The 13457-nt window shown below is 66.4% G+C and carries 11 protein-coding genes; 2 read left to right on the top strand and 9 right to left on the bottom strand.

What is annotated here, in order from left to right; genetic code table 11:
• Positions 1 to 29: 29 nt before the first annotated feature.
• The 5 genes from QQL87_RS31845 to QQL87_RS31825 all read right to left on the bottom strand — a co-directional run bounded on the left by QQL87_RS31845 (position 30) and on the right by QQL87_RS31825 (position 7043).
• A complete protein-coding gene (locus QQL87_RS31845) occupies positions 30 to 227 on the bottom strand; it encodes a hypothetical protein (RefSeq protein WP_284423031.1) in 198 nt (65 codons plus the stop codon).
• 160 nt (positions 228 to 387) lie between these two features.
• Positions 388 to 1662, bottom strand: coding sequence for a DUF2130 domain-containing protein (locus QQL87_RS31840; RefSeq protein WP_284423030.1), 1275 nt, complete (start codon positions 1660 to 1662; stop codon positions 388 to 390).
• 109 nt (positions 1663 to 1771) lie between these two features.
• The gene (locus QQL87_RS31835) at positions 1772 to 4849 is read right to left on the bottom strand and encodes an efflux RND transporter permease subunit (RefSeq protein ID WP_284423029.1); all 3078 of its coding nucleotides are present in this window, start codon (positions 4847 to 4849) and stop codon (positions 1772 to 1774) included.
• Positions 4846 to 5919 carry an efflux RND transporter periplasmic adaptor subunit gene (locus QQL87_RS31830; protein WP_284423047.1) on the bottom strand — a complete coding sequence of 358 codons (1074 nt, stop codon included), beginning with the start codon at positions 5917 to 5919 and terminating at the stop codon, positions 4846 to 4848. Before QQL87_RS31830 ends, QQL87_RS31835 begins: the two co-directional genes overlap by 4 nt.
• Positions 5919 to 7043, bottom strand: coding sequence for an efflux RND transporter periplasmic adaptor subunit (locus tag QQL87_RS31825; RefSeq protein ID WP_284423028.1), 1125 nt, complete (start codon positions 7041 to 7043; stop codon positions 5919 to 5921). Before QQL87_RS31825 ends, QQL87_RS31830 begins: the two co-directional genes overlap by 1 nt.
• A 349-nt stretch (positions 7044 to 7392) precedes the next feature.
• On the opposite strand from QQL87_RS31825, the gene QQL87_RS31820 reads away from it, so the two are divergent.
• Positions 7393 to 8031 (top strand): TetR/AcrR family transcriptional regulator, encoded by a 639-nt coding sequence (locus QQL87_RS31820; RefSeq protein ID WP_284423027.1) that lies wholly within the window; start codon positions 7393 to 7395, stop codon positions 8029 to 8031.
• Positions 8032 to 8064: 33 nt separating this feature from the next.
• On the opposite strand, the gene QQL87_RS31815 is transcribed toward QQL87_RS31820, so the two are convergent.
• The 3 genes from QQL87_RS31815 to QQL87_RS31805 all read right to left on the bottom strand — a co-directional run bounded on the left by QQL87_RS31815 (position 8065) and on the right by QQL87_RS31805 (position 11423).
• On the bottom strand, positions 8065 to 8757 hold the full coding sequence (locus tag QQL87_RS31815; protein WP_284423026.1) for a hypothetical protein: 693 nt from the start codon (positions 8755 to 8757) through the stop codon (positions 8065 to 8067).
• Positions 8757 to 9053, bottom strand: a complete 297-nt coding sequence (locus QQL87_RS31810; RefSeq protein WP_284423025.1) for a hypothetical protein — start codon at positions 9051 to 9053, stop codon at positions 8757 to 8759. The genes QQL87_RS31815 and QQL87_RS31810 overlap by 1 nt, the downstream gene beginning before the upstream one ends.
• A 1182-nt stretch (positions 9054 to 10235) precedes the next feature.
• A complete protein-coding gene (locus QQL87_RS31805) occupies positions 10236 to 11423 on the bottom strand; it encodes a urate hydroxylase PuuD (RefSeq protein ID WP_284423024.1) in 1188 nt (395 codons plus the stop codon).
• A gap of 304 nt (positions 11424 to 11727) precedes the next feature.
• Here QQL87_RS31805 and QQL87_RS31800 point away from each other — a divergent pair, with 304 nt between their 5' ends.
• A complete protein-coding gene (locus QQL87_RS31800) occupies positions 11728 to 12030 on the top strand; it encodes a hypothetical protein (protein WP_284423023.1) in 303 nt (100 codons plus the stop codon).
• Between the two features lie 17 nt (positions 12031 to 12047).
• Here QQL87_RS31800 and QQL87_RS31795 read toward each other — a convergent pair whose 3' ends face one another.
• Positions 12048 to 13445: a nucleobase:cation symporter-2 family protein gene (locus QQL87_RS31795; RefSeq protein WP_284423022.1), complete on the bottom strand. Its 1398-nt coding sequence runs from the start codon at positions 13443 to 13445 to the stop codon at positions 12048 to 12050.
• Positions 13446 to 13457: the final 12 nt, after the last annotated feature.

Genomic DNA, 13457 nt, shown 5'->3' with positions numbered 1-13457 from the left:
TGGATTACTTCAGCGTAGCGGCCGATGGCTCACATCGGATGATGCGACATGTAGGCAGCGGTTTTCAGGATGACCAGCAACGTCAGCAGGCCGCTGGCGCCGGTCAGCACCAGGGTGAAGCGTGCGATCTGGCCGAGCAGGGCACGCGTCCGGTCCTCAGTCCGCTGGTCGCGACGCGACCATGACGCGCGGTGAAGGTGTTCGTTGGGAGCAGTGAGAAGCGACATCTGATCCATCCACCGGAGAGGGCCGGCGATCCGGCCGTTGATGGAATGGATATGCCTCGGCGAACCATAGGAATGCGAGACGCGGCCGCGTGCGGCCGCATAGGAAAACCATAAAGGCGTGACGGTGCAGGGCTACTGCGCGAGCGCGCGGTGCGCCGCGCTACTCCGCCGCCTCGCTCTTGCCCTCGATCAGCAGGATGTCGAGGCTCTCGATCTCCTGCATGGCGCGGCCGGCGATGCCCTGCAGATCGCCATACAAGCCCGCCGTCGAATCCAGCACGCCGCGCAGCTGCTCCTCGCGCTTCGCCCACAGACGCATCATGGTCTTGCGCTCACGGTCGAGGTCGGTCTGCATCTCGGTGAAGCGCTCGACGATGGCGTCGATGCGATGGCGGAAGCGGGGCCCGGTGAGATAGGCGTAGACCAACTCCATCTTGGTCTGCTGGCCCTTCTGCGCGAGCTTGCTCGAGGCGACGTCGATCAGCGACTGCCGCAGCGCGAGCGACAGGGGCAGCGCGAAGCGCGGCTCGGCGACCCAGACGCCGTCGATCAGGTCGAAGCCGTCGACGCCCTTGGGTAGCGCGGTGGAGACGATCAGCGCGATGTCGGCCTTGGCCGCGCGCAAATCGTCGCGCAGCTTCACGAGCCAGCCATCGCTCCAGTTCTTGGTGCGCTTGGATTCCCACAGGATCGCGCCGCAGACCTGGCCGCTGGGGGCCACGACCCGATGGATCACGTCGCCACCGAACTCGCCCTTCGGCACCGGCTCGACCAGGTCGCGCGGAAAGCGCGCGCGCAATTGCGACTCCAGCTCGATCTCGAGCGCCTCGCCCTGCAGCTGCTGCGAACCCTGCTCGGCCTTGCGGCGGAGCTCCTCGATCTGGCGCTGCATCCCGGCGATCTGGGTCTCCTTCTCGGCGACCTTGGCCTTCAGCGATTCCTCGCCTTCCAGCCGCGCCTTGTCACGCACGGCGACGAGACTCTCCTGCACCTTCTTCTCGATCGTGAGATCGATCTCGCGGCGGGCCTCGTCGAGCTCGCGCTGCTTGCGCATCATCTCGGCCTGCGCCTTCTGTGCATCGGCGAGCTTGGCGTCCTTGCTGACGATGGCCTGATGCAGCTCGGCGAGCTGCCGGTCGCGATTGCCCATCTCATCGGCGACGGCCTGGCGCGCCTTCGCCGCCTCGGCCTGCGCGATTCCGGCGCGCTCGGCCCTCAGCTTGGCGGCCACCTGCTGGTCGATGTCGGCCTTGGCCTGCGCGATCTGCTCCTGCGCCGCCTTGAGCTGCGCTTCGCGACGGCCGAAATCGGCCTCCTTCGCCTGGAGCTGCTTCTCGAACTGCCGGCGCGTCTCCGCAATCAGGGGCGCTGCGAGCTGCTCGGTCAGCTTGATCTCGGTGCGGCAGGAGGGGCAGACGATCTGAGGATCGGTCATGATTCGCATCCTTGCATGGGATGTGAATCTAACCGGCCGCCGCGTGGTGTTGAACCCACGCGAGCGGCTTATCCCGCGCAATTATCTGCGATTCCCGCCATTCGACGCCTCACGCGCCGTGCGGCGTGGCCTGCGGAGCCGCAGTCTTCTCCGGTGCCTTGATCCGGAACCAGGCGACGTAGAGCGCCGGCAGGAACAGGAGCGTGAGCACGGTGCCGACGATGATGCCGCCCATCATCGCATAGGCCATCGGGCCCCAGAACACCTCGCGCGCGATCGGGATCAGCGCGAGCGAGGCCGCCGCCGCCGTCAGCATGATCGGCCGCATGCGGTGCTCGGTCGCTTCCATCACGGCCTCCCATGGCGGCCGTCCCTCTTCGCGCAGATGCTCGATCTGCACGATCAGGATGACGGAGTTGCGGATCAGGATGCCGATCAGGGCGAGCACGCCGAGGATGGCGACGAAGCCCAGCGGCGCGCCGCTCGGCAGCAGCGCCGCGACGACGCCGATCAAAGCGAGCGGCGCCACCGCGAACACCAGGAACAGACGCTGGAAGCTCTGCAGCTGCAGCATCAGGATGGTGGCCATCGTGAACAGCATGATCGGCACGACGGCGACGATCGGCGCCTGGCTCTTGGCGCTCTCCTCGACGCTGCCGCCGGTGACGACCTTGAAGCCGGCCGGGAGCTTGGCGTTGAAGTCTGACATCGCGGGCTTCAGCTGATCGACCACCGTGTTCGGCTGCACCTGATCTTTCACGCTGGCCTTCAGGGTCAATGTCGGCAGCCGCGAGCGACGCCAGATCTCGGGCTGCTCGATCTGGTAGCGAAGGGTCGCCAGCGCTGCGAGCGGGATCGACTGGCCGTTCGATCCCGACAGCTGCAGGTCGCGCAGCGTCTCCAGCGATTGCCGCTCCGTGGCCTGGGCGCGGCCGCGGACGTCGATCAAATAGATGTCGTCGCGCACCTGGGTGATCGAGGTGCCGTCGAGCACGCTGTTCAGGGCGTTGGCGATGTCGGAGGAGGTGACGCCGAGCTGGCGCGCCTTGTCCTGCAGCACGTCGACCTTGACCACGCGCGCCGGCTCCATCCAGTCGAACACGACGGCGCCGAGATGGCTGTTGCCGCGCATGATGCCGGCGAACTCCTGGGCGATCTCGCGCACCTTGGCGGTGTCGGGGCCGCTGACGCGGTACTGCACGGGACGGCCGACCGGCGGGCCGATGTCGAGCAGATGCACATAGGCGTCGGTGCCGGGGAAGGTCTTGGTGAGATAGGCCTGCAGCCTGGCGCGGGCGCGGTCGCGCGCCTCCAGGCTCTTGGTCACGATGATGATCTGGCCGAACGACACGTCGGCCGGCTGCACGTCGAACGACAGCACGAAGCGCTGCGCGCCCGAGCCGACATAGGTCGACCAATGGTCGATGTCGGGATCGCCCTTCAACGCCTCCTGCTCGAACTTCGCCATCTGCGCATTGGTCTCGGCGATCGACGAGTTCTGCGGCAGGTTGAAGTCGATCACCAGTTCGTTGCGGTCGGAGGAGGGGAAGAACTGCTGCTGCACGAAGCGCATGCCGAACACCGACAGCGCGAAGATCAGGACGGTCGCGACGATGGTCGTCCAGCGATGCCGCATGCAGGCGTTCAGCATGCTGCGGAAGATGCGCGCCAGCCTGCCGCCCTCGGCGTGATGGCTGGGCAGCGAGGCGGGCAGGATGGTGACGCCGAGCAGCGGCGTGAACAGCACCGCCACGATCCACGACACCACCAGCGACACCGCGATCACCACGAACAGCGTGAAGGTGAACTCGCCGGCGGCGCTGTTGTTGAGGCCGATCGGAATGAAGCCGGCCACCGTGACCAGCGTGCCCGTCAGCATCGGGAACGCCGTGGAGGTGTAGACATAGGTCGCGGCCTTGCGCAGGGAGTCGCCGACCTCGAGCCGCGCCACCATCATCTCGACGGCGATCATGGCGTCGTCGACCAGCAGGCCGAGCGCGATGATCAGCGCGCCCAGCGAGATGCGCTGCAGCGAGATGCCGCTATAGGCCATGACCAGGAAGGTGATCGCGAGCACCAGCGGGATCGAGATCGCGACGACGAGGCCGGCGCGGACGCCGAGGCTGACGAAGCTGATCGCGAGCACGATGATCACGGCCTCATACAGCGCCTTGGTGAAGCCGCCGACCGCCTCCTCGACGATCTTGGGCTGGTCCGAGACGAGGTGCACGCCGACGCCGACCGGCAGATCGGCGATGACCTTGGTCATCTCCTCCTTCAGCGCCTCGCCGAAATCGAGCAGATTGGCGCCGGCCTTCATGCCGATGGCAAGCCCGATCGCCGGCTGGCCGTTGAAGCGGAACAGCGACGTCGGCGGATCCTCGTAGCCGCGGGTGATGGTGGCGACGTCGGTCAGCGGGAAGAAGCGGTCGTTGATGCGCAGGTTGATCGCCTTGACGCTCTCCTCCGAGGTGAACTGGCCGGAGACGCGCACCGCGATCCGCTCCGGGCCGGCCTGCAGCACTCCGGATGGCGACACCGCGTTCTGCGCCTGCAGCGCGTTGAGGATGGTGCGCTGGTCGATGCCGAGCGCGGCCACCTTGCGCGGTGAGAATTCGAGATAGATCACCTCGTTCTGGGCGCCGACGATGTCGACGCGGCCGACATTGGGAACGGTCAGCACCTTGGCGCGGACCTCCTCGACGCGGTCGCGCAGCTGGCGCTGGCTCAATCCGTCGCTGGTGAAGGCGTAGATGTTGCCGAACACGTCGCCGAAGCGGTCGTTGAAGCCGGGCCCGACCACGCCCGACGGGAAGTCGCCCTTGATGTCGTTGATCAGGTTGCGCACCTGCAGCCAGGTCGGCACCACGTCGCGCGCCTTGGTGGTGTCGCGCAAATTGACGAACACGGTGGTCTGGCCGGGCACGGTCAGGCTCTTGGTGTAGTCGAGCGCCGGCAGCTCCTCGAGCTTCTTCTCGATGCGGTCGGTGACCTGCCGCGTCATCTCCTCGGCCGAGGCGCCCGGCCATTTGGCCTGGATCAGCATCGTCTTGATGGTGAAGGAGGGATCCTCCTCGCGTCCGAGATGCAGGTAGGAGTAGAAGCCCGCCAGCATGAAGGCGATCATGAAATACCAGACGAGCGAGCGGTGCTCGAGCGCCCAGTCGGAGAGGTTGAAGGACTTCACGGCTGAGATTCCTGATCGATGCGGACGGACTGGCCATCCTTGAGACTGTTCACGCCGGCGGTGACGACGCGCTGTCCGGCTTCGAGGCCGCCGGTGACGCGGACGCTGCCGTCCTCGTTGGTGGCGATCGTGATCTGCTGTCGCTTGACGGTCTTGCCGGCGTCATCGACCAGCCACACGAAGCTCTTGTCGTTGTCAGTGAGGATCGCCGAGCGCGGCAGCCGGATGACGGTCTTCTGTTCGGTATCCAGCGTCGCGGCCACCGTGGTGCCGAGGCGCATGATCTCGGGCGGATTGTCGAGCGTGATGCGGATGCGGCGCGTGCGCGTCGTGGCATCGGCACGTGGTGCGATCTCGCGCACCCTGCCGGCCACGGCGACAGCGGGATCGACCTGCGGCCGCACCGTGAATGGCGTGCCGGCCTGCAGCCCGCCGGCGATGTCGTCGCCGACATCGATGACCGCCTCGCGGATGTCGGGCCGCGCGACGGTGACGACGCTCACGCCCGGCGAGACGACCTGTCCGACCTCCGCGCCGACGGCCGTGACGATGCCGGCGAAATCCGCCTTCAGCTGGGCGTAGCCGAGCTGCTCGCGCGCCTTGGCGAGATTGGCCTGCGCCTTGATGACGGAGGCCTGCGCGGCCGCGCGCGATTGCTCGGCGCTCTCCAGGGTGGCCTTGGTGGTGGCCTCGGTCTCCAGCAGGGTGCGCTGCCGGCCCTCGGTCCCGGTCGCATTGGTCAGCTGCGCCTGGCTGCGCGAGACCTCCGCGGCCGAGGCGCGGACCGCAAGCTCGAGGGCGGCCGGATCGATGGCGGCCACGACCTGACCCTGCTTGACCATGTCGCCGACATAGACCGGCCGCGCGATCAGCCGCCCCAGCACCCGGAAGCTCAGGTCGGCCTTGAACCGCGGCTCGATGGTGCCGGTCACGGTCGAGCCGTTGGCCGCCTGCGGCTCCACCTTCATCGACAGCACCGGCCGGACCGGATCGGGAGCGGCGGCCTTCTCGTTGCAGCCTGCGAGCACAGCGAGCGGAACAAGCGGAAGGATACAACGCATCGGCGTCATCACGACCGGGCCTCCTCGTTGAAAGTGATCTGTTGTCCGACGCTCAGCAGCTTGCCGCCCTCGGTCACGACGCGGTCGCCCGGCTTCAGCCCGGCGGAGACGACGATCGCGCCGGTTTCGTAGTCCTCGATCGTGACCGGCTGGAGCGAGACGGTCTTGTCGGCGGCATTCACCAGCCAGACGGCGGGCGCTTTCCCTGCGGCCGTCAGCGCACTCCATGGCAGCACGATGCGCTGCTCCGGCTTGATGAAGCCGGTGGCACTGACGGCGCTGCCGAGCGTCATCTCCGGCGGCGGATTTTCGATCGCGATCTTGATGCGGACGGTGCCGGACTTGGCATCGATGGTCGGCGAGACCTCGCGCACCGTGCCCTTGGCGGTCACCGAAGGATCTGACAGCAGCGCCAGCGCGACCTTGACGTCGTCGAACTTGAACGACAGCGCCCTCTCGTAGACGTCGAGCACGGCATCGCGGTCGCCATCATGCGCGAGCGTGAACACCGATTGCGCCGCCTGGGCGACCTGGCCGGCTTCGACGTTGCGCGCGGTGATGGTGCCGTCGGCGTCGGCGCGCAGCTCGGTGAAGGTCAGCGCGTCCTTGGCGGTGTCGCGCTGGGCCTTGGCGGACTCCAGCGATCCTTCCGCGGTCCGCAGGTTCTCCTGCGCCTGGTCGAAGGTCGCGCGGGTGGTGAAGCCGCTCGACAGCAGGGTCTGCTGCCGGTTGAAATTGGAGGTCGCGACCCTGACCTGGGACTCGGCTGCCGTGACGGCAGCCTCCGCCGAATCCAGATCGGCCTGCTGCTCGGCCGGATCGATCCTGGCAAGCAACTGGCCTGTCTTCACATGGGCGCCGACCTCGACAAGCCGCTCGGTGACGCGGCCGCTGACGCGGAATGACAGCTCGGCGAGGACGCGTGCCTGCACGTCTCCGGTCAGCGTGATCGATTGCCGCCGCTCCGACAGCTTCACGATCTGGGTCTGCACCAGCCGCGCCGGCTGTGCGGTCACGGCCGCCTTCTGGTCACAGCCCGCAAGCAGCAGCCCGATCGCGGTGCAGCCGGCCAGCGTCAGCAGGCGCGCGCCGGACGCGCGGGCAGGAGGTGGAGATCGCATGAGTGAGATCATGGTTGCACGTTCGAGCCCAAAGGAATGGTTCACGGATCGTCAATCCGACCGGGATCGAGAGCCGCCGGTCGTCTCTCGCGTCCGAAATTGCGGGGGACGGTGGCTGTCAGTCAGCCGTGAACCCGGCCGGCGGTCGCCGGTTGGAAGGATCACGGCCGTTGGGACCAGCACAGCATGTTCCCCTTGACAGCACCTGAACTAGACAATCATGTCTAGAAAAAAATGTCTAGTAACATTCGCGTTGGCGCGGTTAGAATTCCGTATGCCAGGAGTTGGCGTCGGCGGCCCGGCGTCCGGCGTCGTCTTTCGGCGTCGTCCCCGGACAACAGAACATGAGCTTGAGCGAGACGTGCGACGGAAAGATGTGACCAGCCGGGAAGCTGCTGCGCGGGCAACGGCTCGCGCGCCGCGCCAGGCGCGCGGGCGCGAGCGCCGCGAGCAGCTGCTCGACGCGGCTGCCGCCCTGATTGCGGAGTCCGGCCTCGGTGCCGTGAGCATGCATGCCGCCGCCGAGCGCGCCGGCGCATCGATCGGCTCGGTCTATCACTTCTTTCGCGACAAGAAGCAGATGCTCGATGCGCTCGCCGAGCGCCACGATGCCGAGCTGCAGCCGGCGTTCGATCGCGTGCTGCAGCGGAGCGATGCGGAGTGGGCGGACTTGTCGGCACCTGAGATCATCGAGCAGCTGATCGGCTGGGCGATCCGCTACTTCGTTCGTCATCCCGATGCGCTGGCCACGCTCGATCTGAGCGACCAGACCGTGCATGCCGAGTTCAAGGCCGTCATCTGTCGCGTCATGCGCGCCAGGCTCGGCGACGAGCTGGGTCCGCAGGCGGCCGCCACCTTCGATGCCGTCGTGCTCGGAACCTTGCTGTTCACGCGCGAGCAGGACCCGCGCAGCCGCGACGTGGTCGTTGCCGCTTTGCCGGAGATGATGGCCACCTATCTGATGGCGCTGGAGGCGAAGCGGAGGCCGGCGAAGCGGTGAGGTATGGGCGCCGGATCGACGCGATCAGTGCGGCTATTTGAACAGCCACTCGCTCTTCTTCCGATGGATCGCCACCGGGCGCGGTGGTGCCGTGTCCTCGAGGGGCTTCGCCGAGAGCACGATCTGGTCCTCGCTGTCCCAGCGGTCGAACTCGTAGCGCCATTTGCCATCCTCCGGCGTGCGATAGTGCCAGTCCTTCAGCGTCCGATCACGTTTGGCAGGAATGATGTCGATGCCGTCGGGCAGGCTCGACCCATCGAGGCGGGATGCGACCGACACCAGCCAGCGCCTCTCGGGTGAGTAGTGCGGCGGAGCGACGATGCCGATCTCGTCGCCCATGTCGGCGCGGACCAGGAGCCAGTCGATGCCTTCGGGACGGCCGCGCTCGAGCAGCAAGAGGTCATGATCGGGGAAGTATCCCGTCAGCTGATATTTGACGCAGGCTTTGTCGTCGCTGGCGCATTTGGCGTCCTGATTGCGATAGACGCGTGTGCGGCCGTTGCGGAACGTCAGTTTGAGTGCGCCGTCGCGGCGTTGCGCCAGATCCGGGATCTGCTCGAGGCAGGCGGCCTCCGATCGATCGAGGTCGCCCTTTCCGTTGTCACCGTTGCAGCGTCCATCCTGCGAGGGCTGATCGACGACCGCGAAGGCCGGCCGTTCAGCATGGGCCGCGCTGCCGAGCAGACAGCAGAGCGATGCCAGTCCGAGTGCAAGCGGCTTGCGCATTACAAGCTTCCCGCTGCCGTCGGCGCGTCGGGGCGATCCACTGTCGTCATCGACAGCTGCTGACTGCCATCGATGAGAGACGGACAGCGGCGACGACGGCCCCGGCGTCTTTCAGGCCCGCGGTGGCGTTTGCGGGCGAGCCTTTCCACCAGCCATGCCACGACGCCGACCACGGCAAAACTGAGCAGCAGCGAGATGCACAGCAGTCCCAGATACAGCTTGAGTACCGAGCCTGCGAAACAGGCAAGCGCGATGAGCGCGACAATGGCCAGCCGGCCTTTGACGGAGATCGACATTATGAGTGCGTTTCGCTGAGAGCTGATTGTGAGGTCACTCTAGCGTGAACTTCTGTGCGGCCAAGCCGCGTCCAGATCGGTGGTAAATTTTGCCGCAAGGACCTGCCGACAATCGAACGCGCTGGAACTCGATCGTATTCGTCGGTGCGAATGCTCAACTACACGTTGCGGATGTGCGGTTGTCCGGCCGGGTGCTTCACGCGTGCGGGATGAGATTTGTTCGATGATAGAACATTGCACTCGCGTGAACGCCGTCTCTGTCCACAACGTCATCGCGCGCGAAGCGACGCGAGCCAGTCGGTCGTCCACGAAACACTCTCAAGCGCTGCGGCGCAGCAGCGCCTCGCAGGGGCGACTTCGTCTGCCTGCGCGCAGCGACGGCGCGCCCGCGCCAGACCGCGAATATCGCGAATGCTTTCAAGCTGATTTGGCCTGTCCAGTCCCTCGCGAAAAAATAAATAGCTTTCGCTTTATCGGAAATCATGATTGTATCTCCACAGCCCGCCTCATGCAGAGGGACGTACGCGTCGTCACGATACGTGGAGGTGGGGAGCGGTGGCCGTGAACGGCAGGGCGTGACGAGCGCTGTCGGCGCGGACATGAAAGCGCGTGGTCCTGGCGCCCCGAAGCTGGCGCCAAGTCTTCGGGGGATGATGATCCCGAAGGCGACGGTGGCTCAAAAGCCGGACACCGGGGAGAGCGCGCCATAAATGTGAAAACCATCGCGCAGGGAGGGCCGGGTCTGTCCGGCTGTACCTGTGGTTCCTGCCCCGTGCATTTCTTTCGCACGGGGGCCACGGGCCTCAGCCGAGGTCCGGCCTTCCCTGCGCCCTCTGCATTTGAGAGAGGGACAAAATCGATGCATCACCCGGGCGCTGAGCGTCGCGGGACGACGAAGTCATGTCACGTGCTGAATGGCCAGGCTTGCGCTCTTTGAGATGTGAATCGACTGTTCCTCCATCGTCGTCCCGGGCAAGCCGCGACGCGCGCCAGCGCGGTGCGGCGCCGACCCGGGACCCATACGCCGCAGCAGTCGTGATGGGCAAAATGCCAAAGACCAGCGTGCCTCAAATCGCTCTCGGGGGGTATGGGTCCCGGCTCGGAGACCGGGACGACAGCGAGTTCGTAGCTGCGTCCGTTCAAGCAAAGCAGCAGCCTCCTGGACAGCTGCAACGGTCGCTCTTATTGCCCGCCGGCCCAGGCCGCGAGCACGGCGCGTTCGTCGGCGGTGATCTCGGTGATGTTGCCGGGCGGCATGGCGCTCGACCATGCCGCGTTGCGCGCGATCAGCCGCGCATTGCGCTGGATGTTGTCGGCATTGTCGAGCAGCACGCCCTTGGGCGCGGTGACGATGCCGTCCCACACCGGTTCGGCGGCATGGCACATGCTGCAGCGGGAGGTCACGATCTCCTCGACCTGCGCGAACGCCGGCTGCGCGCTCGCGGCCGCCGTCTTGGCGTCGCGCGGACCGGCGGCCGACAAGAGCAGGATCGCGATCATGCCGGCGGCGGCGACGCCCCACACCCACCACGGCGAGGCGTTGCCCTTGTGGCCCTCGTTGAAGAAGTGGCGGATGACAGGACCGAGCGCCAGCACGATGGCGACGATGGCCCAATTGTAGCGGGTGCCGAACAGCAGCGGATAATGATTGCTGATCATCAGCACCACGACCGGAAGGGTGAGGTAGTTGTTGTGGACCGAGCGCTCCTTGCCGGCCTTGCCGAGCTTGGGGTCGGGCGCCTCGCCCGCCAGCAGCGCGGCGACAATCTTCTTCTGGTTGGGGATGATCACCGTGAACACGTTGGCGACCATGATGGTGCCGATGATGGCGCCGATCTGGTTGAACGCGCCGCGGCCGCTCAGCACATGGGTGAAGGCGAAGGTCAGCGCGACCAGAAAGATGTAACCGCCGATCGCGAACGGCAGCTCATGTCTGGCAAGACCGCTGCGGCAGGCCGCCTCGTAGAGCAGCCACGCGAGCGCGAGCGAGCCCAGGCTGAACAGGCCGGCCTGGACGGGGCTGAGATCGAGGATCGACTTGTCGACCAGGAACAGGTCGGCGTTGAGATAATACACCACGATCATCAGCACGAAGCCGGACAGCCAGGTGGTGTAGGCCTCCCATTTGAACCAGGTCAGCTCGCTCGGCATCTGCGCCGGCGCCACCAGATATTTGACGATGTGGTAGAAGCCGCCGCCATGGACCTGCCAGGCCTCGCCCATCACGCCCTTCGGCAGACCCTCGCGCGGCTTCAGGCTGAGGTCGAGCGCGATGAAGTAGAACGAGCTGCCGATCCAGGCGACCGCGGCGATCACGTGCAGCCAGCGGAAGATCAGGCTCAGCCATTCCGATATGATCGAAGCCCACATCGCGCGCTCATCTCCTTACTTTGTTTGTTCGAGCCCACATCGCCCGGCCGGCGCGGTGCTCACCTCCCCCCGCTTGCGGGGAGAGGTCGGATTGCATCGCCAGATGCAATCCGGGTGAGGGGGATTCGCCGCGAGGTCGGTGTGCGTGGCTGCCCCTCACCCCAGCCCTCTCCCCGTAAGAACGGGGAGAGGGAGCGCACCGTCCGCGTGGCGCAGGACGCAGATCTTCAGAAATGTTCGTTGCGGTGGACTTCCGCAAAGCGATTGCGTTCAATGAGTTTGAAAGCAAAGCGGGACGGTAGTGATGAAGAGACTGGGTCTGATGATTCTCGTAGCGGCACAGGTGGCCCTGGCACAAGCCGCATTGGCCCAGACCGCTCCGAAGGGAGGCGCCAAGCGCGCCGATGCCTGCGCGCCGATCGGGCGCACCGAGGACGGCAAGCTGGTCTATTCGATGAAGTGCGAGAGCATTCCCAAGCCGGTCGCGCCCGCCGCGCCACAGGCGGCTGCGCAGCCGGCGCAGGCCGCGCCGGCCGCCGAGCCGGAGCCCGAGACCGAGCGCAGCGGGCTGTTTGGATGGTCCTACGACCGCCGGTCCAAGCAATAGCTCGGCCATCCGCCGCCTCAGACGTGCTGCGCGGACGACGCGGCGGCCGCAGCATCCGCTTCCGCGGCCTTGCCGCTGCCGAGGCCGTTGAAGAAGGCGTTCAGCAGCACGGCGACGACCGCGCACAGCAGGATGCCGGATTCCAGCAGCGGCTGCAGGTCATGCGGCAGGTTGGCGAAGAAGCGGGGCGCAACGAGCGGGATCAGGCCGAAGCCGACCGAGATCGCGACGATGAACAGGTTGAAGCGGTTGGTCTTGAAGTCGACATTGGCGAGAATGCGCGCGCCGGTCGCCGCCACCATGCCGAACATCACGAGACCGGCGCCGCCGAGCACGACCTGCGGTACGGCCTCCACCAGCGCCGCCATCTTCGGCAGCAGCCCGAGCAGCAGCATGATGCAGCCGCCGGTGATCGTGACCCAGCGCGTGCGCACGCCGGTGACCGAGACGAGACCGACATTCTGCGAGAACGAGGTGTAGGGGAAGGTGTTGAAGATGCCGCCGATCAGGGTGCCGACGCCGTCGGCGCGCAGGCCACGCGACAGCGCCTCGCGATCGACGGTCTTGCCGGTCATCTCGCCGAGCGCCAGGAACATGCCGAGCGATTCGATCATGACCACGATCATGACGATGCACATCGTGACGATCGGCACGAACTGGAATTGCGGCACGCCGAACTTGAACGGGATCACCAGCGCGCCCCAGGACGCGGCCGCGACCTTGTCGAAATGCATCACGCCGAGCACGGTCGCGAGCACCGCGCCGGCGACGATGCCGAGCAGCACCGAGACATTGGCGACGAAGCCGGTGCCCCATTTGATGAGGCCGAGGATGAACAGCAGCACGAACAGCGCGATGCCGAGGCCCTGCAGCTGGCCGTAGTTCGGATTGGGGAAGGCGCCGGGCACGCCGTCGACCACCTTGGTGATCGTCGGCAGGCCGCCGCCGGCCCAGTTGATGCCGACGCGCATCAGCGAGATGCCGATGATCATGATGATGGTGCCGGTCACCACGGGCGGAAACAGCGGCAGCAGCCGGCTGATGAAGGGTGCGACGATGATACCGAAAACGCCGGCGGCGATCACCGAGCCGTAGATGCCGAGCAGGCCGATCTCGGGCGAGGCCGCCATCGACAGCATCGGGCTGACCGAGGCGAAGGTGACGCCCATCATGACCGGCAGGCGGATGCCGACGCCGGGGAAGCCGATGCACTGCACGAGCGTGGCGAGGCCGCAGGCGAACAGATCGGCGCTGATCAGGAAGGCGACATCCTCGGGCGGCAGCTTCAGCGCGCGGCCGATGATCAGCGGCACCGCGACGGCACCCGCATACATCACCAGCACATGCTGCAGCCCGAGTGCCAGCAGCTTCGGGACCGGCAGCATCTCGTCGACCGGATGAATCTTGTCGCTCATGGTTCCCCCCAC

The organism is Bradyrhizobium sp. SSBR45G, from assembly GCF_030159255.1.
Classification (GTDB): Bacteria; Pseudomonadota; Alphaproteobacteria; order Rhizobiales; family Xanthobacteraceae; genus Bradyrhizobium.
The sequence above is the reverse complement of the archived record's forward strand: the minus strand, read 5'-3'. Positions and strand labels throughout refer to the sequence as shown.